Raw genomic sequence first — 24,408 nt, 5'->3', positions numbered from 1 at the left:
GCAGGGAAAAGATGACATGACGTGTCGGGTTTCGGTGTCAGCCTTTGTGCCATGACAGACACGTTGAAAGGGAAGGTCGCGCTGGTCGCCGGCGGGACCAGGGGCGCGGGCCGGGGCATCGCGGTGGAGCTGGGGGCGGCCGGCGCGACCGTGTACGTGACGGGCCGCACGACGCGGAGCGAGCGATCCGAGTACGACCGGCCGGAGACGATCGAGGAGACCGCGGAGCTGGTGAGCGAGGCCGGCGGCCACGGCATCGCCGTGCAGGTCGACCACCTCGATCACGCCCGGGTCCGCGGGCTGGTCGAGCGGATCGACCGCGAGCAGGGGCGGCTCGACGTGCTGGTGAACGACGTGTGGGGCGGCGAGCGGCTGGCCCAGTGGGAGACGCCGCTGTGGGAGCACGACCTCGACGGCGGGCTGCGGCTGCTGCGCCTGGCCGTCGACACGCACATCGTCACCAGCCACTACGCGCTGCCGCTGCTCACCAGGACCCCGGGCGGGCTGGTCGTCGAGATGACCGACGGCACCAAGGAGTACAACGACGGCAACTACCGCATCTCGGTCTTCTACGACCTCGCCAAGACCGCCGTGATCCGGCTCGCGTACGCGCAGGCGCACGAGCTCAAGCCGTTCGGCTGCGCCGCCGTGGCCCTGACACCGGGGTGGATGCGCTCGGAGATGATGCTGGACACCTTCGGCGTGACGGAGGAGAACTGGCGGGACGCCACCGCCGCGCAGCCGCACTTCGTCATCTCCGAGTCGCCCCGCTTCACCGGCCGGGCGGTGGCGGCGCTGGCCGCCGACCCGGAGGTCATGCGGTGGAGCGGGCGGTCGCTGTCGAGCGGGGGGCTGGCGAAGGAGTACGGGTTCACGGACGTGGACGGGTCGCGGCCCGACTGCTGGCGTTACCTCGTGGAGGTGACGGACGCGGGCCGGCCCGCCGACGCGACCGGCTACCGCTGAGTCACGCCGGGACTGGGGCGGTGTGACGGGCCGTGAGCGTCCGCGCAGTGGCGGTCGGGCTCGCCGATGGTCAGCACGTCCGCCGGCGCGTGGTCCACCTGGAGCGTCGTGTGCTCGATGCCGTACCGGTCGTGGACGAGCCGCTCGGCCGCCAGCCGTACGGCGTGGCAGTCGTCGCCCGGCGTGACCAGCACGTGCGCCGACATCGCCGGGTAGTTGGAGGTCACCTCCCAGATGTGCAGGTCGTGCACCTCGACCACCTTGTCCAGGGACGCCAGCTCGCGGCCGATCTCGGCGGGGTTCATGCCGACGGGGGCGGCCTCCATGAACACCCGCGCGGAGTCGCGCACCAGCCCCCACCCGGCCTTGAGCATGAGCGCGGCCACGACCAGGGCCGCCACCGCGTCGGCCCTGGTCCAGCCGGTGAGCCACACCACGGCGCCGGCGATGGTCGTGGCGATGAACGCGAACAGGTCGTTCAGGATGTGCTGGTAGGCGCCCTCGACGTTGAGGCTCGTCCGGTTGGCCCGGGTCAGCAGCCAGGTGGCCAGGAGGTTGACCGCGATGCCGGCCAGGCCGGTCACCACCACGTACAGGCCCTCGACCTCGGGCGGGTTCGCGAAGCGGCGCACGCTCTCGACGATGAAGTAGACGCTCAGCAGCAGCAGCGTCACGCCGTTGACCTGCGCCGAGATGATCTCGGCGCGCTTGAGCCCGTACGTGAACCCGCCCTGCGGCGGCCGGGCCGCGATCCGCATCGCGACCAGGGCGAAGACGATGGCGATGGCGTCGGTGAGCATGTGACCGGCGTCGGAGATCAGCGCCAGCGACCCGGCGACGAACCCGATGACCACCTCGACCGCCATGAACCCGACGATCAGCGCCAGGGCGCCGGTCAGGTACCGGCGGTCACCCGCCACTCCCACGGCATGCCCGTGTCCGTGCCCGTGCCCCCGCTCGCGGTCCGTCATGGGGTCGCCGCCTCCTTGACATCTGAATGACTGTTCATATGTGGAGTTTATGGACGAGATTCGCGCGCCTGTCAAGACGCGCGGCTACGGCTGCCTGCGTTCGAGGTGGATGGCCTGGGTGTGCTCGGTGTGCGCCACGGCCAGGTCCAGCAGCATGCGGACGTGGGCGTCGTCCAGGCGGTAGTAGGCCATGCGGCCCGCTCGCCGTACGGCGACGACGCGGTGCGCGCGCAGCAGGCGCAGCGCGTGGGAGGTGGCCGACTCGCTCAGCCCGGTCACCACCGACAGGTCGCACACGCACAGCTCTCCGTCGAGGAGCGCCAGCAGGAGCCGCAACCGCCCGGGGTCGGAGAGCAGCCCGAAGATGTCGGCAGTGTCGACGAGGTCGCCCTCGGCGGGCATGCGGGAGCTGACGCTCGCCACCCGGTCGGCGTCGACCACCCGGGTGGCGCAGCCCTCCAGGGCGGTCACCTGTTCCTGTGAAGAACTGTTCATATAACCGAGCCTAGCTGGGTGGATGCCAGGCGTCGAGCGGTCGTGAGGGTGGTCAGTGGCCCCGGTGGTGGTACTGGTGGACCACGGCGTGCCCCTTGCCCCGGGCGATCAGCCAGCGGTTGACCGGCGTGGTCACCAGGAACGCCACCACCAGCGAGCCGGCCAGCGACCCCCAGAACAGCGCGCTCGTCAGGCCGGCGTCCATCGCGCCGGGCACCAGCAGGATCACCGCGTTGTCCAGCAGCTCCATGACCATGATGGAGATCGTGTCGGCCGCCAGCGCCACCTTGAGCGCCGAGCGAAACCCGACGCCCGCGCGCAGCACGCCGCGCATGGTCAGCCCGTAGCCGAAGACGAAGGCCAGCGCCACCGACAACACCACGGTGCCGGAGTTGTGCAGGCCGGCGGTGGTGCCGATCACCATGCCCAGCACCTCGCCGATGGCGCAGCCGGTCAGGCAGTGCAGGGTCGCCTGGGACGCCGCCTTCCACGTCGCCGCGGGCGCGGCCGGATGGTGCCCGGTGTGGTCTTCCATGATTGTCGCCTTTCGCGGGGTCGGCCCATCATACCGGTAGGGGGTATGATGAGGCCACGCCGACCCGTCAGTGACCGTGACCGTGACCGACGAACGCCCCCGACGGCCTCCCGCCCGGCACCAGCCCGAGCGACACCACGCCCGCCGCCCCCGCGGCGACCGCGCACGCCGTCAGCGCGGTCGTGAAGCCGCCCGCACCCGCGGCCCCCGGCGCCAGGCTCGCCGCGGCGAGCGACGACACGACCGCGACGCCGATCGAGCCGCCCAACTCGTGGAAGGTGTTGACCACGCCCGACGCCACACCGGCCTCGCCGTGCGGAACGTTCGCCATGGTCGTCGTCGTGGCCGTGACGAACGCGGGCCCGATGCCGAACGCCGCCACCACGAAGCCCGGCAGCAGCGTCGTGTACGCGCTCGCGCCGGGGTCGATCCGCGTCATCAGCCACGCCCCGAGCGCCGTCACCGCGAACGCCGCCACGGCGACCGGCCGCCCGCCGACCCTGCCGATCAGGTGCGCCCCGAGCTGCGCGCCGGCCGTGATGGCCACGGCCACGGGCAGGAACAGCAGGCCCGTCTCCAGCGCGCTCATGCGCAGCACGTGCTGGAGGTAGAGCGAGCTGAGGAAGAACAGGCCCAGCATGAGCCCGGTCGCCATGAGCATGACGAACACGCCGGAGAGCACCGGGCGGCGGCCCAGCGTCTCGACGCGCATCAGCGGCGTCCGCGCGGTCCGCTCGACCAGCACGAACACGGCGTAGAGGGCGGCGGACGCGGCCAGGGGCAGCAGGGTGCGGACGGAGGCCCAGCCGGCGTCGCCCGCGCCGACGAGCCCGTAGATGAGCAGCGCGGTGGCCAGGGTCACCGCCGCGGCCCCGGGCACGTCGATCCCGGGTCGCGAGCCGGCCGAGCCGCTCGCCCGGCCGGGCACGACGGCCGGGAGGGCGGCGAACACGAGCACGCCGATCGGGACGTTCACGTAGAACACCCAGGTCCAGCCGGGCCCCGCGGTCAGCAGCCCGCCGAGGAGCACGCCGGCCGCGGCGCCGGAGCCGCCGATGGCCGCCCACACCCCCAGCGCCCGGTTGCGCCGCTCGCCGTGGAAGGCGCCCGTGATGACCGCGAGCGCCGCCGGGGACATCAGCGCCGCCCCCACGCCCTGGAGCCCGCGGCCGGCGATGAGCATGGCGCCATTCGTCGCCAGCCCCGCGACCAGCGAGGACAGCGTGAACACCGCCAGCCCGGCCAGCAGCGTGCGCCGCGCGCCGAGCGTGTCCGCCAGCCGCCCGCCCAGCACCATGAGCCCGCCGAAGCAGAGCGTGTACGTCGTGACGACCCAGGTCAGCGCCTCGCGGCCGAGGCCGAGGTCGGCCCCGATGCTCGGCAGGGCGACCTGCACGACCGTGATGTCCACGATGAGCATGAACTGCGCCAGGCAGAGCAGGGTCAGCGCGGCCCACCCGCCGGAGGCGCGCCCGGTGTCGGGGTGCGCGGGCGTGACGTGTCCGTGGCTCACGAGATCTCCTTAACCTGAACACTTATGTACGAGTTAAGGAACACCATACCCCCGTATTGCATGCCCGGGACACGAGAGAGCCCCCGGAGGCGGGACATCCGGGGGCTCGGTCCAGGGGGAAGGGATTCTCAGGCGGCCTCGCGTGGCAGCATCGGGGCGAGGACGAACCGGGTGGTGGCCCACACCGCGTACAGCAGCGGCGCGCACGCCAGCAGCAGGCCCGGCACCGGCCTGGCCAGCACGACCGTCACCGCCAGGCCGAGGACCACGGTGTTCGCCGCGGCCAGGTACCACCGCCGCACCACCAGGTAGAGGCACGGGCGGACCAGCGCACGCAGCCGCACCGGCTTCTCGGACGGCCCCTCGGACGGCCCTTCGGACGGCTCGGCGATCAGCGTGATCAGGGCGACGACCGTGGCCACCACCAGCACCACGGCCGTGGCGAAGAACGGCATGAGCGCCGGCCTCCACGCCGTCCGCGCCACCACGGTCGCGTCCAGGACCAGCACGCTCACGGCCGCCGCGCCCGCCGCCCACACGGCCAGCGCGCGACCGGCCCCGCGCCGGTAGCCGTTCCAGAACGTACGGACCACGGAGGTGGAGCCGGAGCCGAGCGCGGCGAAGCACCGGAACGCGCCCGCCAGCGCCGGCGCGCACACCAGCGACAGCACCGCGAAGAACGGCCACGACCCCAGCGGGTCGCGCACGAGCGCGAGAGCCGCCAGCAGCGGCGCGCACGCGACGGCGAGCAGCGCGTTCACCGCCAGGCCGGTGTAGGCGGCGGCGAACACCTTCTCGTACGTGGCCTGCCGGGCCGGCCTCAGCAGGCTCCGCACGCCGGGGGCCGGCGGCTGCCCGCTCATCCCTTGAGCCCGCTCGTCGCGATGCCCTGGATGAAGTAGCGCTGCCCCAGCAGGAACACCGCGAGGATCGGCAGCACTGAGAGCACCGCACCGGTCATGATCATCGCGTACTCGGCGTCGTACTGGCCGACGAACGAGCGCAGGCCGAGCTGGACCGTCCACAGATCGTTGTCCGTCAGGTAGATGAACGGCCCCATGTAGTCGTTCCACGTGTTGACGAACGTGAGCAGCGCCAGGCTGGCCAGCGCCGGCTTGGACAGCGGCAGCATGATCCGCCAGTAGATGCCGTACTCGCTCAGCCCGTCGATCCGCGCCGCCTCGCACAGCTCGTCCGGGATCGACATGTAGTACTGCCGCATGAGGAACACGCCGAACGCGCCGAACGCCTGAAGCAGGATGATCGCCAGATGCGTGTTCGTCAGGTCGGCCTTCTGCATCATGATGTACTGCGGCACCATGTACGCCTGCCAGGGCACGGCGATGGTCGCGATGTAGGCCATGAAGAGCGCGTCGCGGCCGGGGAAGCGCACCTTGGCGAAGCCGTACGCCGCGAAGCTGCCGCTGAGGAGCTGCAGCAGCGTGACCGACACCGACAGGAACGCCGAGTTGCCCAGGTAGGTGAGCAGCGGGATGCGGTCCCAGATGTCGACGAAGTTGGACCAGCGCAGCTCGTGCGGGATCCACTCGATCGGCACGGTGAACACCTCGTTGTCGCGCTTCAGCGACGCCGACAGCATCCACGCGAACGGCACCAGCACCAGCGCCGCCACCAGGGTCAGCGCCACGTACGCCAGCACCCGCCGGGTGACGGCGGCGGCGGAGCGGTCGCCGGAGGGACGCGGCGCCTTGCCCGGCCGGGTGGCGGGCTCGGCCGGGGGCGCATCGCGCAGGGTGGTCATGAGGCGCTCCTCCGTTCGTTGATGCGGAACTGGACGACCGTCACGGTCAGCACGATCACGAAGAGCACGAGAGCGATCGCCGACGAGTAGCCGAACTTGCCCTCGGTGATGCCTTCCCGGTAGATGAGCTGGGCCAGCACGAGCGTGCTGCGGCCGGGCCCGCCGTCGGTCATGACCAGGATCAGGTCGAGCACCTTGAAGCTCTGGATGGTCAGCATGACCACGACGAAGAACGTCGTGGGCCGCAGCGACGGCAGCGTGATGCCCCAGAAGCGCTGCCAGGCGTTGGCGCCGTCCACGCGGGCCGCCTCGTAGTACTCCTTGGGGATCGTCTGCAGCCCGGCCAGATAGAGCACCATGTAGTAGCCCATGTCCCGCCACACGCTGGTGATGATCACAGCGGGCATCGCCCAGTCGGTGCTGGCCACCCACCGCGGCGGGTCGGAGACGCCGATCGCCTCCAGCACCTGGTTGATCGGCCCGGCGGTCGGGTTGAACAGCATGTTCCACACGACCGCCACCGCGACCAGCGAGGTGATGTACGGGAAGAACGCCGCGGTGCGGAAGAACGGCACGCCGCGCAGCTTGCGGTTCAGCGCGATGGCCAGGCCGAGCGCGGCGGCCAGCGTGAGCGGGATGTGGCCGGCCGCGTAGAAGAGGGTGTTGCGCAGGGCGACGTGGAAGTTCTGGTCGGTCAGCAGGCGCGCGAAGTTGTCCAGCCCCACCCACTCCGGGTCGCTGTAGGAGTCCCAGTCGAGGAACGCCAGCGCGAACGCCGCCAGCATCGGGATGATCGTGAACAGCAGGAAGCCGGCGAAGTTCGGGAGGATGAAGCTCCAGCCGACGAGGATGTCGCGCCAGGCACGCCGCCCACGGGGCCGAGCCCGCGGCGCGGTCGGCGCCGGTTTTGTGATCACCTGAGCCATGGGCGTCCTTTGCGAGCCTTCGGGGCGTTTGGTGGGTTCATGGTGAAACGCGAGGATATGGCGAAATGTGAGGATATGGCGGACCGCGAGCGCAGGGCGGGCCGCGAGGGCAGGGCGGAACGCGGGATGCGGCGGGCCCGGACCGCTCCGGGGCCCGCCGCTCGGGCCGCTAGTTCAGGACCTCGCTCTTGACCCGCTCGTTCATCTCGCGGATGCCGTCGGCGGCGGACTTCTCGCCGACCATGATCAGCTCATGCTCCTCCTTGAGGATGGTGTCCACGTCGGCGGTCTTGTCGCTGACGGGCATCTCCAGCGTGACCTTGTCGGGCTGGAACGCCTTCTTCGACGTCTCGTCCGTGGGCATGCCCTTGAGCTTGAAGTACGCCTCGGTGATCTCGGGGCTCTGCAGCGCCGGGACCACGCCCACCTTGCTGATCGCCTCGGCCCCGCCCTTGCCGGCCGCGAACTGCACGAACTTCTTCGCCGCCTCAGCGTGCTCGGCCTTCTTGTTGACGGCGAACGCGGTCGGCGAGCCGAACGTCGTCACGCCCGTGGCGCCGGGACGCTGCGGCATCGGGGCGATGGCCCAGTCGACGTCGGTCTTCCCGGCGGCCTTGGCGTCCAGGATGGCCGCGATGTACCAGGTGCCCATGGGGAGCATGGCGGTCGCGCCGGTCTCGAACAGTGTCTTGTAGTCCGACTTCTGGGCGCTCGCCGTGCCGAAGTCGAGCGCCGCGCCGGCCTTCTGCAGGCTGAGCGCCGTGGCGTACTGGTCGGCGAAGAAGGAGTAGTCGCCGCCGAGCTGGTCGCCGCCCGTCTGCGCCGCCGCGATGGCCTGCACCACCGACCGCCAGGTGTGGTGGTAGGTGCCGTAGACCTTCTTGCCGCCCTCCTCCTTGGTGAGCTGCTGCGCCAGCTTGGCGTACTCGTCCCAGGTCAGCGTGCCGGGGTACTTGACGCCCGCCTGGTCGAACAGCTTCTTGTTGTAGTAGAGCAGCCAGAAGTCCTGCCGGTACGGCAGCGCGTAGTACTTGCCGCCGACGTCGAACGCGTCCAGGCCCGCGAGCGTCGCCGCGTCGGGCGACTTGGCCAGGTCGGTGACCTCGGTGAGCTGGCCCCGGCTGGAGTAGCGGGAGTAGTCGGTGACGTTCTTCATGGTGATGACGTCGGTGTGGTCGCCGCCGGCCAGCATCGTGGTGATCTTGTCGGGGTAGTCGTCGGCGAGGATGTCCACCGGCTTGATCTTGATGCCGGGGTTGGCCTGCTCGAAGGCGTCGAACATGGCCTTGAACTCGGGCGTCTTGGCCATGTTCCAGACGGTGACGCTGAGGGTGACGTTCCCGTCGCCCGCCTCCTGCGCGGAGTCGCCGCCCGAGCCGCAGGCCACCGCCGCCAGCGACAGTGCCGCGACGGCCGCCAGGGACTTCACGAGGTGGCGTCGCCCTCTGGCCCTCGCCGAGGTGTCAGAAGAGATCATGTGATCCGGTCTCCTTTCCTGTCGAGCCGGTCGGGGGCTCAGGCGCTGACCTTGAACTCATCGGCTGTGACGGCCGCGCGGGGCGGCCGGCCGTCCAGGTAGCGTTCGAGCTCGTCGAGCGCGCTCTCACTCATCCGCCGGGTCTCCGATCCGAGGGACCCGGCGACGTGGGGGGTGATCATGACGTTGGGCAGGTCGTACAGGGGTGAGTCGGCGGGCAGCGGCTCGGGGTCGCTGACGTCGAGCATCGCGTCGAGCCGGCCGCTGACGCACTCGCGCTCCAGCGCCGCCGTGTCGAGGACGGCGCCGCGCGCGGTGTTGATGACCGTCGCGCCGTCGCGCAGCAGCGCCAGCTCCGCGGCACCGATCAGGTGCCGGGTGGAGGGGAGCGCGGGGACGTGCAGGGTGAGCACGTCGCTGCGCCGCAGCAGGTCGGGCAGCTCGACGAGGCGGGCGCCGGCCGCGGCCACCTCGTCCGGGTCGGCGTACGGGTCGGCGACCAGGACGTCGACCTCCAGGTCCCGCAGCCGGTCGACGACCCGGCGGCCCACGCGGGAGTAGCCGACGACGCCGATCGTGCGGCCCCGGTTGCTCAGCTCGCCGCGGCTCGTCGCGTACGACCAGTCGGCGCGGTGCAGCCGCGCGTCCTGGGCGAGGAACGGGACCTTCTTCCCGGCGAAGATGATCGCGGCCAGCGTGAACTCGGCGACCGGGACCGCGTTCTCGTCGGCGGCGTTGGTCACCAGGATCCCGCGCCGCCACACCTCGTCGGTGACGAAGGTGCGGACGGTGCCGGCGCAGTGGAAGATCGCCCGCAGCCCCGGCGCGTCGGCCAGCCGCTCCGCCGTCAGCCGCGGGCAGCCCCAGGAGGTCACCAGCACCTCGACCTCGCGCAGCCGCCGCCGTACTCGCGGGGTGTCGAGGTCGTCGGTGACGACGGGCTCGCCGAGCTCGGCGAGCTGTCGCAACCGGTGGAGCTGTGGCTCCTCGAACATTGTGCTGAACGTGGTGGGGTCCATGACCAGCAGGGCGTGTGGCCGTCTCACTCGGCGTCCCTTTCGGCGGCAAGCGCTTACCAGTGCCGCCGATCCTGTCCGATCGTTACGATCACGTCAATACCTTGTTAATCAGGACGATCACGTTTATCTGATCGATATTGATCGTTCTTGTGCGGTATTGGCGAGACGACGGTCGGGTCACGCGCTCGCCGGGGGAGTCGAGGAGGCGCGGACGATCAGCCGTGGCTCGATGACGACCCGGTGCGTCGGACGCTGCGGGTCCTCGTCGGCCAGCCGCTCCGCGAGCAGCCGGTACGCGGCCCGCCCGATCGCCGCCTTCGGCGGCCGGACCGCGGTCAGCGGCGGGTCGCACAGCTCCGCCACCTCGTCGTCGTACGTCACCACCGACAGATCGCCCGGAACCCGGATGCCACGCTCCTGGCAGCGCTCCACCAGCCGGATCGCCTCCGGGTCGGAGTGGACGAGCAGCGCGGTCGTGCCCGAGGCGGCGCACACGTCCAGGACGGCGTCGAGCGCCTCCGGCCAGCCGGGATCGCGCTGGTCCACGGTCGTCAGGTCAAGGGTGTCGCCGAGGGGCAGGCCGAGCTCCACGCACGCCTGCCGCCAGCCGCGCCGCACGTGCGGGGCCGTCGGGCTCTGCGTCGTGGTCACCACCCCGACCCGCCGGTGACCGAGCGTGGACAGGTGCCGCACGGCCATCGCCGCGCCGAACACGTGGTCGCTGACCACCGACTCCATCGCCTCCTGGTGCGGGCCGACGGTGGCCGCCCGTTCCACGAGCACCACCGGCACACCGGCGCCCTGGAGCCAGCGCACCAGCTCCTCGCCCTCGTCGCCGGTCGTGGTCGGCGCCACCAGCAGGCCGTCCACCCCGGCCGTCTCGACCAGCCGGGCGAGCTGGTGGCGCTCGTCGGCCGCCTGGTAGCTGGCGCCGCGCAGCACGAGGCGCGCCCCCGACGCGGCGGCGGCCTCACGGGCGCCGCGGATCACGTCGGGCCAGTAGTAGTCGAGCGAGGGCACCACCATGCCGAACGTGACCCGCGCCTCCTCCGCGCCCGGCCGCGCACCCGAGCTCCACGGCGTTCCCGCCGGCGCGGCGCCGCCGCCGGCCGCCGCCTCGGATTCGGGTCCGCCGCGGGGGGCCGGAGCGAGCGCGGGTACCGCCGCCTGAACGACGCCCGGGGCCGCGAGGGCGCCGGTTGCCGGGGCGGCGGCGGGGGCGCGGCCGGCCAGGGTGTCGGCCACGGGGCCGTCGTGCAGCACGGCGCCGCCGCGCACCCGGCGTACCAGGCCCTGGGAGGACAGCAGCGCGATGTCGCGGCGCACGGTGATGACCGAGACGTCCAGCTCGGCCGCCAGCTCGTTCACGCGCACGACGCCGCGCCGCCGCAGCAGCTCCACCACCTGGGCGCGCCGCTCGTCGGGCAGCAGCTCGACGGTCTGCGCGCGGGGCGGACCGGTTGAGGAGTCGCCGGGTGCCTCGAGTGTCGGGTCGTCGTGGACGGTCATGGGTGTGCCTCCACCCGGAGCTCGAAGGAGCCGCGCGCCGTGCCGGGGAGGCGCAGCTCCAGCCGGGTCAGGCGCTCGCCCCACACCTCCGAGAGCATCGGATCGTCCAGCGCGCGGACGGTCAGGGTGGACGTGGCGACCGCCGGGTCCCACGTGAGGAGCGCGGCCCGCGCGCCGTCCGGCGGCCGTACGACGACCTGCCCGTCCTCGTGCCGTTCGACCTGTCCCGCCAGCAGGTAGTGGAGCACGCTCGGCTCCACCCCGGCGGTGAAGGCCCAGGCGTCCTCGACGGTCACGAACGACGCCCGGCGGTCGAGGCGGGCGGTGCGCCACCAGTGCTCCAGCCCGGGAACGGGGTAGGCGGCGGCCAGGTCCATGCGGGTCTCGAACCGCGCGGACTCGTCGGCGACCTCGACGGCGCGGGCGCGGCACCCGGGGCCCTGGCCCTGGGGCGTGCCCCGGACCTCGGGGACGTTGTGCCAGGAGCTCTGCATCGTCCAGATCGCGTAGCGGTCGGGCCCGAAGGTCTGCGCCGTGTACGTCGGCCGCCCGGCGTCCACGAGCACCGGCACGCCGTCCACGGCGACGACGACGGAGCCGACGTCGTTGTGGTTGTGGTGCTCGGCGTTGTGGCCGCCCTTGACGGCGAGCGTGAGCCCGCGTGCGCTGCCGGCGACCTCGCGGGCGAGCCCCACCTGCGTGCCGGGCAACCACACGGCCGCCATCAGCGATCCCTCGCCCGGCTCCGGGCCGCTCAGGTCAGGGTCGCTCGGGGCCGGGGTGTGCCATTCCGGGTCGGCGAGCTCCAGCAGGGCGCGGCCCAGCTCCGTCGTGGCCGCGATCTCGCCGGAGCGCCGCGACCGGGCGTGCCGCACCGCGTCGTGCTCGCCCAGGCGCACCCCCCACCGGTACGGCACGTGCCAGGGCTGGTCGGCGGGCGGGCGGGCCCGCGCGTCGGCGAGGTTCAGGTACCAGGGGCCACCGAGCCGCATGAGGTGCGGGAAGCGCAGCGTGGCGCGCACCACCGGCACGCCGGAGGCCGCGAGGGCGCCGGAGGTGGCGTGCTCCAGGACGTCCAGGGCTTCCAGCGCCCGGCACGCCCCGTTCCACCAGTACTCGTACCCCTCGTCGATCGAGCCGTCCTCCGGCAGGGCCGCCAGGTAGCGGTCGAGGCCCCGCACCGCCCACGCCACCTGGGACGCCCGCTCCTCGCCCGGCTCCCCGAACCGCAGCGCGGCGACGAGGACGTTGCCGCAGATCCACGGGCACCAGTTGTGGACGTCGCCGTCGAGCCCCAGCCAGTGCCAGTCGCGCCGCTCGACGAACGGCCGCAGCACCCGCGCCCGCGCCTCCTGGCGGACCCGCTCGCGCAGGCCGGGGTAGCGGGCGTCCAGCCGGTCGCCGAGCACGTGGTCGGCCCAGGCGAGCTGCGCGGCGACGTCGGCCGCGCCGAGGTCGAGGCACGGCGCGGCCGGGTCGGGCAGCACCGTGCCGCGCGGCCGGCAGGTGTCCTCGTGCGCGGGCCAGCACCACGAGGTCTGCTCGCACAGCAGCGACATGCCGTCGGCCACCTCGTCCAGCCATCGCTCGGAGTCCGTCGCCGGGCCGCCCGGCGTGGCCAGGGTCATGAGCACCGCGCGGGTGAGCCGGTCCTGGCGCTCGAACACCTCCGCCTCGTACGCCGTCCGGTTGCCGTCGCGGAAGTAGCGCGTGTACTGCGAGGCCAGCGGCTGCGGCCACGGCGTGCCCGCCTCGGCCTCCGCCCGCTCCCGTACGGCCCGCAGCGCCCGTGCGCCGTACGCTCCGAGAAGCTCCCCGAAGCCCGCGGAGCCTCCACCGCCTGGTACGGGCAGGGCCGCGTCGGGGGGCAGCAGTGTCCCGGCCAGCGCGCCCGGCGTCGCCGCCGCGCCCCAGGCCGCCAGCAGCGGCCCGGCCTTCCGGTCGGAGCGCGCCGTACCGGTCACGGTGTTGGTCATAGTCCTCCTCGCCGCCCCCATAGTAGCGATCGAAAGTGATCGAAGTTGAATCAATTAGCCCTTGGGGGACCGGAACGAGGTCAGGCGATCGCGAAGGACAGGCGCCGGGGGAGGGCGGTGTTGCGCCGGTGGCCCAGGCGGTGGACGGCGAGCTCCAGCGCCTTGCGCTCCCCGACGAGCACCACCCACGACCGGGCCCGCGTCACCAGCGTGTAGAGCAGCCGGCGGCGGAGCATGACGCCCCCCGCCTCCACCACGATCGGCGCCACCACGAACGGGTATTCGCTGCCCTGCGACCGGTGAACGCTGATCGCGTAGGCGTGGGTCAGGTCGTCGAGCTCGTCGAACCCGTACGTGACCGTGTCGCCGTCGTCGATGCGGACCTCCAGCAGGCGCTCCTCGGGGACGATGCGGGTGACGGTGCCTGTCTCGCCGTTGAAGACGCCCTTGTCGTAGTTGTTGCGGATCGGCATGACGCGGTCGCCGACCCGGTAGACCGACGAGCCCGACCAGTGCTCCGGGGCGCCGTCGCGGGCCGGGTTGAGCCGCTCCTGGATGAGGCGGCCCAGCTCGGCGGTGCCGGCGACGCCCTTGCGCATCGGGCACAGCACCTGTACCTGGCCCGGCTCGACCCCCTGCTTGCGGGGGATGGCGACGGTCGCGAGGTGGACGACGCGCTCGGCCACGGCCGCCGGGTCGTCGAGCTCCTCGAACCAGAAGCCGCCCCCCCCGGGCAGCGGGGGCAGCTCACCCGCGCGGATGCGGTGGGCGCTGCGGATGATGCCGCTGTCCTCCGCCTGCCTGAAGACGTGGGTGAGCCGGACGCGCGGGATGTCCTCCACGCGCAGCACGTCGGCCAGCACGCTGCCCGGCCCGATGCTGGGGAGCTGGTCGCTGTCGCCGACGAGCAGGAGATGGCCGCCTGAGGGGATCGCCGAGCACAGCCGGGTCGCCAGGTGCAGGTCGAGCATGGACGCCTCGTCCACCACGACGAGGTCGGCCTGCGCCGGAGCCTGGTCGAACAGCGCGTCGGGGTCGGGCTGGTGGGCCAGCATCCGGTGGACGGTCATCGCGGGCAGGCCGGTGAGCTCCGACAGCCGCTTGGCGGCCTTGCCCGTGGGCGCGGCCAGCGTGACCGTGCCGCCCATCGCGCGCACGGTCGCCGCGATCACCCGCACGGTGTGGCTCTTGCCGCACCCCGGGCCGCCCGTCAGGACGGACACGGTGCTGGTCAACGCCATCGTGACGGCCGCCCGCTGGTCGTCGTGCAGCCCCGGGTCCTCGGTGAAGTGTCGCATGGGCAGCGTCGAGCGGGCCCGCCAGAGCCGGGCCAGCTCGCCGGCCAGCTTGACCTCGCGGGCGTGCAGCTCCTTGGCGTAGACGACGATCTGGTCGGAACCGGCCTCGACGACCACCCGCCGATCGGCGGTGAGCGCGTCGACCATCGCGCGGACCAGGTCGGGGTCCTGCTCGACCAGCTCGGCGGCCTGGGTGACGAGAGCGGTCATGGACAGGTAGCAGTGGCCCCCGCCGGCGGCGGCGTTCTCCAGCCGGTCGAGCAGCGCCGCCTTGATCCGTTGCGGGCTCTCGCGCGGCACCCCGGACTGGAGCGCGATGCGGTCGGCCGTGTGGAACGCGACGCCCCGCACCCGGCCGATGAGCTGGTACGGGTCGGAGGCGAGGACCCCGGCCGAGTCGGCGCCGTACACCTGGTAGATCTTGGTGGCGAGCAGCGGGCTGACGCCGTAGCCCTGCAGGACGACCATCAGCCCGGCGATCGCCTTCTGCTCCCGCCACGCCTCGACGATCTGCGCCTGGCGGGTCCTGCCGATGTTGACCACCTCGGTCAGCCGCTCGGGAGCGGTGTCGACGACGGTCAGGGTCTGCTCGCCGAAGTGGCTGACGATGGCGTGGGCGAGGCGCGGGCCGATGCCGCGGATCAGGCCCGAGCCGAGGTAGAGCTGGATCGCCCGCACGGTGGACGGGACGATCCGCTCGCACTCCTTGACCTGGAACCGGCCGCCGTGGCGCGGGTGCTCGCCCCACTCGCCGGCCAGCCGCAGCGTCTCGCCCGGCTGCACGCCGGCGAGCGCCCGGCCGGACGCGACGAAGGTCGCCGCGACGGGGCCCGGCCCGGTGTCGGAGCTCATCCGGGCGACGGTGTAGCCGTCGTCGCGGACGTAGACGAGCTGCTCGACCGAGGCTTCCACGGCAAAGATCCAATCATCCCGGTACCGCTTGGCAGCTTAGGAGACGGGACCGACAGATCGTGCCGTGGACGCGAGCCGGTCCGGGACGGGCGCGGTGCCCGGCCCGGACCGCTGGAGCCGTCGTCAGGACCGGCTGATGCGGACCGCGTCCGCGATGACGTAGCCGGTGCCGGAGGTCCACCGGCTCACCCCGACCACGTTGGCCGTGCCCGCGTTGAGCGAGAACGTCCCGATGCTGCGCCAGGCTCCGCCGCCTGAGCGCTGGTCGACGTACACGGTCTGGTTGCCGCTCGACGTCGCCACGATGTACGGCGCCGAGCTGTTGTAGCCGGCGTCGGCCGGGTAGTAGACCTCGACCTTGTAGCTGCCCGCGCTCGGGATGTTCGCCTGGTACCAGGCGACGTCACTGGAGGAGACGGGGTCGGCGAAGCGGTAGTCGGCGCCGTAACGCTGGCTGGAGTAGGTGGAGGTGCCCCAGTTGGCGCTGGCGGTGAACTGGCCGGAGGTCGAGTTGTCGACGGTGGTCGTCCACGACGGCGTGCCGGTGCCACCGGTCACGTAGTTCATGTACGTGGTCCAGTTCCAGTACTGGCCCGGGTCGGTGTGGTCCGCGCCGGGCACCTGGTTGTGGCCGATGATGTGGGTGCGGTCCTTCGGGATGCCGTACTTGTCGCAGATGTAGCGGGTCAGCGCGGCCGAGGACCGGTACATGGCGTCGGTGAACCACGAGGCCTCGCTGACGTAGCCCTCGTGCTCGATGCCGATGGAGCGGGTGTTGTAGTCCCAGTTGCCCGCGTGCCAGGCGATGTCCTTGTCCCGCACCATCTGGGTGATGGCGCCGTTGGAGGACTTGACCACGTAGTGGGCCGAGACGTTGGCGCTGGCGTTCTGGAACCAGGAGATGGTGCCCGCGTACGACCCCTGGGTGACGTGGATGATCACCCGGTCGATGGCGTAGGAGGACTCCCGGCTGGAGGCGGTGTAGTTGCCGGAGTTGGCGGGGACCCAGGTCGCGTTCGGGTAGTCGGCAGCGGCCGCCTCGGCCTGGAGGCTCGGGGAGCCCTCGGCCTTGGCGCTGAGGTCGCGGGCCTTGGCCAGGTCGCCGCGGTCGGCGGTGACCTCCTGCGGCCGCACGCTCACGCCCTTGGCCTGGACGCCGAGGCCGAGCAGTTCGTACACGGAGTCGGCGTAGAGGCGGGCCAGCTCGGGGGAGGAGGCGTTGCCGTACGCCGCCACGGCCTTGTACCAGCGGCCGGCGTCCTTGCGGGCGGCCTCGTCGAGGCCCTGCTCGTCGGCGAGGGAGCGCAGGACGGCGGCGCCGCCCAGGATGTTGGCCTCGTCGTCGGCGCGCAGCTTCTCGACCGGCAGCCTGGTGAGCTCGGCGGCCTTCTCCAGGCTGTGGTTCGTCGGGTTGCTGACCAGGTGCATGACGCCGTAGCCGCCGCTGGCGCTGGGCTCGCCCTTGTGGTTGTCGAGGTGCGTCTCGGCGTAGCCGAGGGCGACGAGCAGGTCGCGGGGGACGTCGTGCTGGGCGGCGGCCTTGGCGAAGGCCGCCTGGAGGGGCGTGTCCTTGGCGGCCAGTGCGGGGCCGGCGCCGAGGGTGAGGGTCACGAGGAGGACAGAGGTGACGAGAGCGACTAATCGCGTGCGGGCGAACGTCATTGGGAGAGCTCCCTCGTTGGGGGGTAACGGTCGCACAGTAAGCGCATTCCATGACCAATGTCGATAATTGACATTGCTTGTCGGTTAGAAGAAACTTTTCGCCCCTGCGATGGCCTTGTCAGGATTTGGGGGATCTTGTCCGCGCCCGAGGCGGCCCGAAGTTGGGCCCCCTCGGATCGGTGAAGACTATTGCGCTCTGAGATGCGGTCGCTGAAACTTCTCTTCGTGACCACGCACCACGGGAGCCTGTCAAGCCGGCTCACCGCGTCGCCCCCCGCCCCCCGCTCGTTACGCGCCGCCGTGGCCGTCCTCGTCGCCGTCGCCGCCCTGCTGGTGCCCGTGGTGCCGGCGTCCGCCGCCGCGGCGGGCCCGGCCGTCACCGCCGCCTGCACCACCGACCCGGCCCGGCCGAAGCGGCAGCTCCGCGCCATGTGGATCTCCACGGTGGCCAACATCGACTGGCCCAGCGCGCCCGGCCTGAGCGTCGCGACCCAGCAGGCGGAGTTCCGCGCCTGGCTCGACCTGGCCGTGCAGAAGCGGATGAACGCCGTGGTCGTGCAGGTCCGGCCCACGGCCGACGCCTTCTGGCCCTCGTCGTACGAGCCGTGGTCGCAGTGGCTGACCGGCACCCAGGGCAAGAACCCCGGCTACGACCCGCTCGCGTTCATGGTCGCCGAGGCACACGCGCGCAACCTGGAGTTCCACGCGTGGTTCAACCCGTACCGGATCGCCAACCACGACGATCCCACCAAGCTCGTCTCCACCCACCCCGCCCGCCAGAACCCGAGCTGGCGCTTCGCGTACGGCGGCAAGCTGTACTACAACCCCGGCATCCCGGCCGTGCGCGCCTTCATCGAGGACGCCGTCATGGACGCCGTCACCCGCTACGACCTCGACGGCGTCCACCTGGACGACTACTTCTACCCGTATCCGGTCAGCGGCCAGACGATCCCCGACTCGGCCACGTACGCGGAGTACGGCGGCGGGTACGCCGGCATCGCCGACTGGCGGCGCGACAACGTCAACAAGCTCGTCCGTGAGATGGACCAGCGCATCCACGCCGCCAAGTCCTGGGTGACGTTCGGCATCAGCCCGTTCGGCATCTGGCGCAACTCCTCGACCGACCCGCTCGGCTCGGCCACCTCCGGCCTCCAGGCGTACGACTCGATCTACGCCGACAGCCGGCAGTGGGTGAAGCAGGGCTGGGTCGACTACCTGGCGCCGCAGATCTACTGGCACATCGGCAACAGCGCGGCCGACTACAAGGTGCTCACCGCCTGGTGGGCGGACGTGGTGCGCGGCACGGACGTGCAGCTCGTCATCGGCCAGGCCGCCTACCGGGCGGGCGCCTCCGGCCAGGACGCGGCCTGGCAGGACGCCGCCGAGCTGAGCGACCACCTCACCTACAACCGCACCCGGCCCGAAGTTGTCGGCGACGTCTACTTCTCGGCCAAGGACGTCAAGGCCGACCGGATCGGCAGCTTCACCAAGGTCGTCTCCACCCACTACACCAGGCCGGCGCTGCTCACGGCGCGCGGCACGGCCGCGGCCCCCTCCGCGCCGACGATCAGCGCGGCCACGCGCGGCTCGGGCGGCGTCGCCCTCACCTGGCAGGGCCCGGGCACCGCGTACGCCGTCTACCGCGTGGACGGCTCGCCCGCGTCCGCCGACCCGTGCGCCTTCGCCGATGCCCGCAACCTGCTCACCACGACCCGCAGGACCACGTTCACCGACGCCACGGCCTCGGCCACGGCCGCCTACACCTACTACGTGACCGCCCTCACCCGCACCCACCAGGAGAGCGCCCCGAGCGCCGGCAAGGCGGTGGCCGGGAGCGGCACGTCGTTCACCGTGACGGTGGACAACGCGGACGCCGGCTTCACGGCCGGCTCGTCCTGGGGCACCTCCACGTACTCCTCGCAGCTCCACGGCACCGACTACCGCTTCGCCGATCCGGTCTCCGCCAGCGACCCCGCCTGGTTCCAGGCCGCGATCCCGAGCGCGGGCAGCTACAAGGTGGAGGTCTGGTACCCCTCGAACGCGGGGTACAACAGCGCGACGCCGTAGAGCGGCGGCAACCAGACGGTGGCCGTGGACCAGCGCACGGGCGGCGGGGCGTGGCGCACGCTCGGCACGTACACGCTGAACGCGGGCACGTACAACGTGGTCGGCGTCAGCCGCTGGACCACGACGACGGGCTACGTCATCGCCGACGCGGTCCGCATCACCAAGGTGTGAACACCCCGGGCGGCCGGTCCGCCGGCCGCCCTCGGGGTCAGCACGTCGAGGGAATGCAGGTGAAAGGGTTCGGGGGAGGGGTCGGGTAGGGCAGGGAGGTCGTCTCGGCAGCCGATTCCGGGGTGGACTCGTCGCCCGGGTCGGGGACCGGCTCCTTCCCGGACTCCTGGCTGACCGGCGTGCCCGCCGGGTCGCCGGCGCGGACCCGCTCGGCGGTCGGCGCCGACGTCCTGCGGCGGGACGTCGGCTCGTCGGCCGGAGGCGACGTCCGCCGCCCGGCTCCCCTGCTCGGCGACGGCGCGGCGGTGCGGGACGTGGTGCGGGACGTGTCGAGAGCCGTGGCGAGGGCCGGGACCGTGGTGGGACCCCCAGAGGGAGACCCGGTAGGAGCGGCAGTGGGGCGCCCGGCCGGCTGGGACGTCGAGTCGCCCTCGGCGGGTGACACCGCCGGGTGGCCGCCCACGTTGATCAGCACGCCGCCCGTGACGAGCAGCGCCGCCGCCGCGCAGCCGGCGATCGTCAGGACCACCGAACGGCGGCGCCCGCGCGCCGGCGGATCCTCGGGCGGGTCCGCCGGGGGACGCGCGGGCTGCGAGGGCTGTAAGGGCTGTGAGGTCAGCGTGGCGACCAGGTCGTCGGCGCTCGGCCGCTCGGCCGGGTCCTTGGACAGGCTCGCGGTGACGAGGTCGAGCAGCGGCCCGTCCAGCCCCGAGAGCGCCGGCTCCTGGTTGAGGATCCGGTTGATCACGGCAGGGGTGGAGTCCGCGCCGAACGCGGGCCGGCCCGAGGCGGCGAACACCATGGTCACGCCCCACGCGAAGACGTCGGCCGCCTCCGTCACCGTCTCCCCGCCGAGCTGCTCCGGCGCGAGGTAGGAGGGCGTCCCCATCAGGGAGCCGGCCGAGGTGCTGGTGCCCGGCGCGTCGAGCGCGCGGGCGATGCCGAAGTCGATCACGACGGGACCCTCCGGTCCCATCAGGATGTTGGCGGGCTTGAAGTCCCGGTGCAGGATCCCGGCACGGTGGATGGCGGCCAGCGCGGTGGCGGTGCTGATCGCCAGCCGGTCGAGCGCGGCGCCACGCCGTGGCCCCTCGACGGTGACGAGGTCGCGCAGCGAGGGGCCGGGCACGTACTCGCTGACGATGTACGGCCGCTGCCCGGCGAGGTCGGCGTGGAGCACGGGGGCGGTGGAGAACCTGGCCACCCGCCGGGCGATCTCCACCTCGCGGAGGAACCTGCTTCTCGCGTCGGGCTCGGCCAGCAGGCCGTGGTGGAGCAGCTTGACGGCGACCTTCTCGCCGGACGCCGTCCGCCCCAGGTAGACGACGCCCTGGCCGCCCTGCCCGAGACGTCCGGCCATCTCGTACGGGCCCAGCCGACGCGGATCATCCTCCACCAACGGCTGGATCACCCCGGGCCTCCCGAACCGCGTGAACAGGCAGGGGTAAGAAGCTACCAGCGCGGCGGTCAGGATGTCCCGCCCTCGCGATCAAGGGGCGTCCGGGCGGGGCGGCTCACGCGGCTCGACGGCGTCGCCGTGGACGCGGCGCACCAGCGCGGCGAAGTCGTGGCCGCCCGCGTCGCCCGGCGCTCAGCCGTCGATCCGGCTGATGGTGAACGTCTGCGGGGGGCCGTCGTCGATGAGGGCGCGCAGCTGCCGGCCGCTGGCCGCGTCCGAGGAGGGCTTTCTGTCGGTGACCACTACCTTCCGGAGGTCTCCTTGCCACCATTCGACCTGGTCGCCGCCGCCCAGGAACCTCCACCGCTGGCTGGTGGAGCCCACGGCGCAGACCCAGCCGTCGCTGGAGTCCAGCCACTGGCAGGCGTAGGGGCCGTCGTCGATTTTCATACGGCAGCTCCAGCCGCCGTCCTCTTCCTGGCCGTCCACCACGCTGAAGCGCGCCTGGGCGGACTCGAGGGCGCCCCAGCACAGCCACTTGGTGTCCACCAGGTGCCCGGGGCGGCTGGTCGTGGCATGTGTGCAGTACGTGAAGTCCAGCCGGCTCTGGGCGTGCAGCTCCGTGCCCCGGTAGATGGAGAACCGTCCTTTGGGAAGTCCCATGGATCCCTCGCTTGCTACTCTATGTATTGATATGTTGCCAGAGGGTAACTACCCAGGATCGGAACGGGCCGCACCCAGAGTCCGGCTCCGGAACCGTCTCGCCGCCGAAGGCCGCGGCCATCCGCTCGCGCGGGCCGGGCGGCAGCTCGTCCGCCGGTGCCCGGAGGCCGGTCCGCCCCGGAACCCTAGGGACGGCCGAGGTGGTCGTCCAGGGCGCGGGCCAGGCGCAGCGCGCGGGCGGTGCCCTTGCGCGCCGCGAACGCCGCCAGCTCCGGATGCCGCCCCCGCGCGCCGGACCAGCGGGCCGTCCGCTCGGCGAGGGACATCAGGTCGGTGTCGGCCTTGACCGGCCGCGCGCCGGGAGCGGGCAGCAGTGGTGGCAGGGCCGTGGTGAGCACGCGCCACACGTCGGCGTACGCGCCGTTCAGCGCCTCGGCCTCCAGCAGGCCGGTCAGGGCCTTCGTCGTGATCTCACCGCGCAGCACCCGCTCGGCGAGCCACCCGCCCAGCTCCTCCGCCGGCAGCCCGCCGGTGGCCGCGAACCGCCGCAGCGCCCGCAGCGCCGGCTCGGTGCTGTTCTCGATCCACGGCCGCGGGAAGATCCGGTACGCGAGCAGCAGGGCGACGGCTCGCCCGGCCGGGCCGGAGGCGTCGCTGAGGAGCTCCAGCACGGACGACGGCATCCACCTGATCTCCAAGGGCTCGTGGCCGACCAGGTGGGCGGCGACCACCTCCCGGTGGGACGGCATGACCGCGGGCCAGCGCCCGATCATGTCGCCCAGGTGGCCGTCGAAAACGTAGTGGACGTGCCGGGGCTGGTCGGCCAGCAGCTCGTCGATGAGCGGGAGCCCGGTGGCCGCGGCCTCGACGGTCGTCGTCATCCACCCCACGGACCGGGGTCCCTCGCCCTCGCCCAACCGGGTGACCCGTACGACGGGGTCGGGCAGTCCGCCCTCGCGCATCCAGCGGGCCGCGCGGCGGCCCGCCGCCGAGGTGAGCGTCTCGGCCCGCTCGACCACTGCGGAATCCACGGCGCGGGGCAGCCGGAGCAGCGCCTGCTGGAAGTCGGCGGGCAGCGGCTGGCACCCGGCGGCCTCCAGCTCCGCCAACCGGGCCACCAGGTCGGCGGGCTCGACATGGCCCGTGGACAGGCTGGGCGTGGCCAGGAGCAGCGGCGGCAGCGTGCCGGTCGCCAGCGCGGCGTGGATCTCCGCGTACCGCCGCAGGATGAAGCGGTGGAACGGCGACGCGCGCCGGGGCTCGGGCACCCGGTCGGGATGCTCCTGCTCCGGTGACATCCCGTTCAGTCGCGCCGCCACCCTCAGCAGCCTCATCCCGGGGCGCCCGTGCGGCCGTCCCGGGTCCACCAGCTCGACGGCGAGGGCGCGCATCCAGGTGTCGTGCGCGCGCCATTCGTTCTCGCCCAGCCGCCAGTCCTCCTGCCGCGTCAGCGGGGTGAGCGCCGCCCGCAGCGCGTCCCGGTCGCCGGCGGCGAGCCGCACGAACGCCGCCAGCGACCGCTCGGCCGCCGACCGGCCGTCGTCGAGCACCATCGCGGCCAGGCTCCGGGCGTCGCCGGGCGGGGCCGCGGCCGGCACGGGGCCGGGCGGCACGGGCAGCGTCCCGGGGACGGGCTCCTCCTCGCGGATCTCGGGGGCGGACTCCGGCTCCGGAACCGTCTGGCCGCCGAAGGCCGTGGCCATCCGGTTGCGCAGGTCCGGCGGCAGCGACGTCGCGCTCTCCCGCAGAGCCTCGGCGGCATCGGCCGTGAAGCGCGCGGCATGCCGTACGGCGATCCGCACCGCCCGCTCCCGTACGGCCCGCGCCTCGTGCGTCAGGGCCGTGACCAGGGCGGGGGCGAAGTCGCCGGCCTGACCGGGTGACCGTCTGACCTCCTCCTCCAGCCAGCTCAGCCCGGCCCGGACCAGCCCGCTCTCCGCCCGGAACGCCAGCCCCTCCAGCGCCTCCACGACATCGGCGCGGCCGAGGCCGTCCAGCACGCGCACGTGCCGCAGCGACAGCTCCGCCACCGGGCCCGGCGCGGCCGGCAGCAGGCGCAGGTAGTCGCGCGAGTGCGGGGCGACCTCGGCCGGCCGCGGCTCCAGCAGCTCGTGCAGCCGGGCGAAGAACCTCAGGTCGGGGCCCTCCCCGCCGCGCAGGAACCGGCGCCGGCAGCCGTCGAGCAGCAGCGCCCGCATCGCCGCGTCACGCGCCGCGAGCCTCGCCAGGCTTCCCTGCCACGTCCGGTCGCCGCGCAGCACCCGCCCCACCCCCTCGGCCTCGAAGAGCCGGGGCACCAGGTGCCGGGTCAGCGGGTCGCCCGGCACGGGCCCCCGCCAGGCCCAGCCCGCCACCAGCGGGTCATGCTCGGGCGGGGTGGCCCCGGTACGCCGGAGCAGCGTCAGCGCCAGGGCCAGCGGCCGATCGTCCCACCGGGTCCGCCGCCGGGCGCGTACCCGCAGGGCCAGCCGTGCCGCCAGGTCGGCCTGCCAGGCGTCCGGACGGGCGGCGACCATCTCCAGCACCGACTCCAGCTCCCGCTCCAGGACGTCGGGGGAGGGCACCCACCGGTCGAAGTCGCGCCGGGTCACCCAGGCCGCCACCGCCGCCGCGCCCCCGAGCGTCGCCGCACCCGCCACCCGCATCGGCTCGATCCAGCGGTCGGCCCGGGGCCTGGTCTCCCAGTCGTCGTCGTCCCAGGTCATGGCGTAGGCCGCGTTGTACTGGTACTCGCTCAGCTCACCCGCCTCGTACCGGCGCGCCAGCTCGGCCTGCCGCTCCTCCCGGGCGCGGTCGAGCCGCTCCTCGTAGGCGCCCACCTCGTCCGCGACGATCTGCCGGATCGAGGCGACGTGGCCGGGCAGCTCGCGCGCCACCTCCCGCCGCGCCGGCTCGTCCAGCGCCTTGAGGGTGTCCACCAGCCTGGCCAGGTCGCCGGCGACGATGAGGTCGCGCACCGCCGGCCAGGCGGCGTCGTTCGCTCGCATGACTCTCCTTGGGTCTGAGGTGATCGCGATCGTGGCAGAGCGCGCCGACAATTCCGCGAGGCCGATGGATAGGCTGATGAGCGACCTCGGCGCGGTGAGC

At 72.8% G+C, this 24,408-nt stretch carries 19 protein-coding genes; 3 read left to right on the top strand and 16 right to left on the bottom strand.

What is annotated here, in order from left to right; translation table 11 throughout:
- The first annotated feature begins 51 nt into the window (after positions 1–51).
- Positions 52–966 carry an SDR family oxidoreductase gene (locus MTP10_RS13270; RefSeq protein ID WP_310709432.1) on the top strand — a complete coding sequence of 305 codons (915 nt, stop codon included), beginning with the start codon at positions 52–54 and terminating at the stop codon, positions 964–966.
- Here MTP10_RS13270 and MTP10_RS13265 read toward each other — a convergent pair.
- The 13 genes from MTP10_RS13265 to MTP10_RS13205 all read right to left on the bottom strand — a co-directional run bounded on the left by MTP10_RS13265 (position 957) and on the right by MTP10_RS13205 (position 17,021).
- Positions 957–1,937: a cation diffusion facilitator family transporter gene (locus MTP10_RS13265; protein ID WP_310709431.1), complete on the bottom strand. Its 981-nt coding sequence runs from the start codon at positions 1,935–1,937 to the stop codon at positions 957–959. The genes MTP10_RS13270 and MTP10_RS13265 overlap by 10 nt on opposite strands.
- Positions 1,938–2,021: 84 nt before the next feature.
- A complete protein-coding gene (locus MTP10_RS13260; RefSeq protein WP_310709430.1) occupies positions 2,022–2,432 on the bottom strand; it encodes a metalloregulator ArsR/SmtB family transcription factor in 411 nt (136 codons plus the stop codon).
- Between the two features lie 52 nt (positions 2,433–2,484).
- On the bottom strand, positions 2,485–2,967 hold the full coding sequence (locus MTP10_RS13255) for a DUF4396 domain-containing protein (RefSeq protein WP_310709429.1): 483 nt from the start codon (positions 2,965–2,967) through the stop codon (positions 2,485–2,487).
- Positions 2,968–3,034: 67 nt separating this feature from the next.
- A complete protein-coding gene (locus MTP10_RS13250) occupies positions 3,035–4,480 on the bottom strand; it encodes an MFS transporter (protein WP_310709428.1) in 1,446 nt (481 codons plus the stop codon).
- Positions 4,481–4,608: 128 nt separating this feature from the next.
- Positions 4,609–5,343 carry a hypothetical protein gene (locus MTP10_RS13245; RefSeq protein ID WP_310709427.1) on the bottom strand — a complete coding sequence of 245 codons (735 nt, stop codon included), beginning with the start codon at positions 5,341–5,343 and terminating at the stop codon, positions 4,609–4,611.
- A complete protein-coding gene (locus tag MTP10_RS13240; RefSeq protein WP_310709426.1) occupies positions 5,340–6,242 on the bottom strand; it encodes a carbohydrate ABC transporter permease in 903 nt (300 codons plus the stop codon). The genes MTP10_RS13245 and MTP10_RS13240 overlap by 4 nt, the downstream gene beginning before the upstream one ends.
- A complete protein-coding gene (locus MTP10_RS13235) occupies positions 6,239–7,168 on the bottom strand; it encodes a sugar ABC transporter permease (protein WP_310709425.1) in 930 nt (309 codons plus the stop codon). The genes MTP10_RS13240 and MTP10_RS13235 overlap by 4 nt, the downstream gene beginning before the upstream one ends.
- A 169-nt stretch (positions 7,169–7,337) precedes the next feature.
- Positions 7,338–8,645: a sugar ABC transporter substrate-binding protein gene (locus MTP10_RS13230; RefSeq protein ID WP_310709424.1), complete on the bottom strand. Its 1,308-nt coding sequence runs from the start codon at positions 8,643–8,645 to the stop codon at positions 7,338–7,340.
- Positions 8,646–8,683: 38 nt separating this feature from the next.
- Positions 8,684–9,691 carry a hydroxyacid dehydrogenase gene (locus tag MTP10_RS13225; RefSeq protein WP_310709423.1) on the bottom strand — a complete coding sequence of 336 codons (1,008 nt, stop codon included), beginning with the start codon at positions 9,689–9,691 and terminating at the stop codon, positions 8,684–8,686.
- Positions 9,692–9,841: 150 nt separating this feature from the next.
- Complete coding sequence (locus MTP10_RS13220; RefSeq protein WP_310709422.1) at positions 9,842–11,173, bottom strand: substrate-binding domain-containing protein; 1,332 nt, start codon at positions 11,171–11,173, stop codon at positions 9,842–9,844.
- The gene (locus MTP10_RS13215; protein ID WP_310709421.1) at positions 11,170–13,149 is read right to left on the bottom strand and encodes a heparinase II/III family protein; all 1,980 of its coding nucleotides are present in this window, start codon (positions 13,147–13,149) and stop codon (positions 11,170–11,172) included. The genes MTP10_RS13220 and MTP10_RS13215 overlap by 4 nt, the downstream gene beginning before the upstream one ends.
- Before the next feature lie 80 nt (positions 13,150–13,229).
- On the bottom strand, positions 13,230–15,359 hold the full coding sequence (locus tag MTP10_RS13210; RefSeq protein ID WP_310709420.1) for an ATP-dependent RecD-like DNA helicase: 2,130 nt from the start codon (positions 15,357–15,359) through the stop codon (positions 13,230–13,232).
- 123 nt (positions 15,360–15,482) lie between these two features.
- A complete protein-coding gene (locus tag MTP10_RS13205) occupies positions 15,483–17,021 on the bottom strand; it encodes an N-acetylmuramoyl-L-alanine amidase (RefSeq protein ID WP_310709419.1) in 1,539 nt (512 codons plus the stop codon).
- Positions 17,022–17,246: 225 nt separating this feature from the next.
- Here MTP10_RS13205 and MTP10_RS13200 point away from each other — a divergent pair, with 225 nt between their 5' ends.
- Both MTP10_RS13200 and MTP10_RS13195 read left to right on the top strand, forming a co-directional pair.
- Positions 17,247–19,088, top strand: a complete 1,842-nt coding sequence (locus MTP10_RS13200; protein WP_310709418.1) for a family 10 glycosylhydrolase — start codon at positions 17,247–17,249, stop codon at positions 19,086–19,088.
- Positions 19,089–19,112: 24 nt separating this feature from the next.
- Entirely contained in the window at positions 19,113–19,259 is a 147-nt protein-coding gene (locus tag MTP10_RS13195) for a hypothetical protein (protein WP_310709417.1), read from the top strand.
- Positions 19,260–19,296: 37 nt separating this feature from the next.
- Here the strand turns inward: MTP10_RS13195 and MTP10_RS13190 are convergent, their stop codons facing one another.
- The 3 genes from MTP10_RS13190 to MTP10_RS13180 form a co-directional block, all read right to left on the bottom strand.
- Positions 19,297–20,670 (bottom strand): protein kinase domain-containing protein, encoded by a 1,374-nt coding sequence (locus tag MTP10_RS13190; protein ID WP_310709416.1) that lies wholly within the window; start codon positions 20,668–20,670, stop codon positions 19,297–19,299.
- Positions 20,671–20,850: 180 nt separating this feature from the next.
- Positions 20,851–21,321 (bottom strand): hypothetical protein, encoded by a 471-nt coding sequence (locus MTP10_RS13185; RefSeq protein WP_310709415.1) that lies wholly within the window; start codon positions 21,319–21,321, stop codon positions 20,851–20,853.
- Positions 21,322–21,506: 185 nt separating this feature from the next.
- Entirely contained in the window at positions 21,507–24,308 is a 2,802-nt protein-coding gene (locus MTP10_RS13180; protein ID WP_310709414.1) for a DUF6493 family protein, read from the bottom strand.
- Positions 24,309–24,408 lie beyond the last annotated feature (100 nt).

It is taken from the genome of Nonomuraea sp. 3-1Str (assembly GCF_031570565.1).
GTDB lineage: Bacteria > Actinomycetota > Actinomycetes > Streptosporangiales > Streptosporangiaceae > Nonomuraea.
The sequence above is the reverse complement of the archived record's forward strand: the minus strand, read 5'-3'. Positions and strand labels throughout refer to the sequence as shown.

Bases quoted from the DNA above. Each gene is read 5' to 3' on its own strand.
- MTP10_RS13270 (WP_310709432.1), top strand. From the start codon at position 52: ATGACAGACACGTTGAAAGGGAAGGTCGCGCTGGTCGCCGGCGGGACC.
- MTP10_RS13265 (WP_310709431.1), bottom strand. From the start codon at position 1,937: ATGACGGACCGCGAGCGGGGGCACGGGCACGGACACGGGCATGCCGTG.
- MTP10_RS13260 (WP_310709430.1), bottom strand. From the start codon at position 2,432: ATGAACAGTTCTTCACAGGAACAGGTGACCGCCCTGGAGGGCTGCGCC.
- MTP10_RS13255 (WP_310709429.1), bottom strand. From the start codon at position 2,967: ATGGAAGACCACACCGGGCACCATCCGGCCGCGCCCGCGGCGACGTGG.
- MTP10_RS13245 (WP_310709427.1), bottom strand. From the start codon at position 5,343: ATGAGCGGGCAGCCGCCGGCCCCCGGCGTGCGGAGCCTGCTGAGGCCG.
- MTP10_RS13240 (WP_310709426.1), bottom strand. From the start codon at position 6,242: ATGACCACCCTGCGCGATGCGCCCCCGGCCGAGCCCGCCACCCGGCCG.
- MTP10_RS13235 (WP_310709425.1), bottom strand. From the start codon at position 7,168: ATGGCTCAGGTGATCACAAAACCGGCGCCGACCGCGCCGCGGGCTCGG.
- MTP10_RS13230 (WP_310709424.1), bottom strand. From the start codon at position 8,645: ATGATCTCTTCTGACACCTCGGCGAGGGCCAGAGGGCGACGCCACCTC.
- MTP10_RS13220 (WP_310709422.1), bottom strand. From the start codon at position 11,173: ATGACCGTCCACGACGACCCGACACTCGAGGCACCCGGCGACTCCTCA.
- MTP10_RS13215 (WP_310709421.1), bottom strand. From the start codon at position 13,149: ATGACCAACACCGTGACCGGTACGGCGCGCTCCGACCGGAAGGCCGGG.
- MTP10_RS13205 (WP_310709419.1), bottom strand. From the start codon at position 17,021: ATGACGTTCGCCCGCACGCGATTAGTCGCTCTCGTCACCTCTGTCCTC.
- MTP10_RS13185 (WP_310709415.1), bottom strand. From the start codon at position 21,321: ATGGGACTTCCCAAAGGACGGTTCTCCATCTACCGGGGCACGGAGCTG.
- MTP10_RS13180 (WP_310709414.1), bottom strand. From the start codon at position 24,308: ATGCGAGCGAACGACGCCGCCTGGCCGGCGGTGCGCGACCTCATCGTC.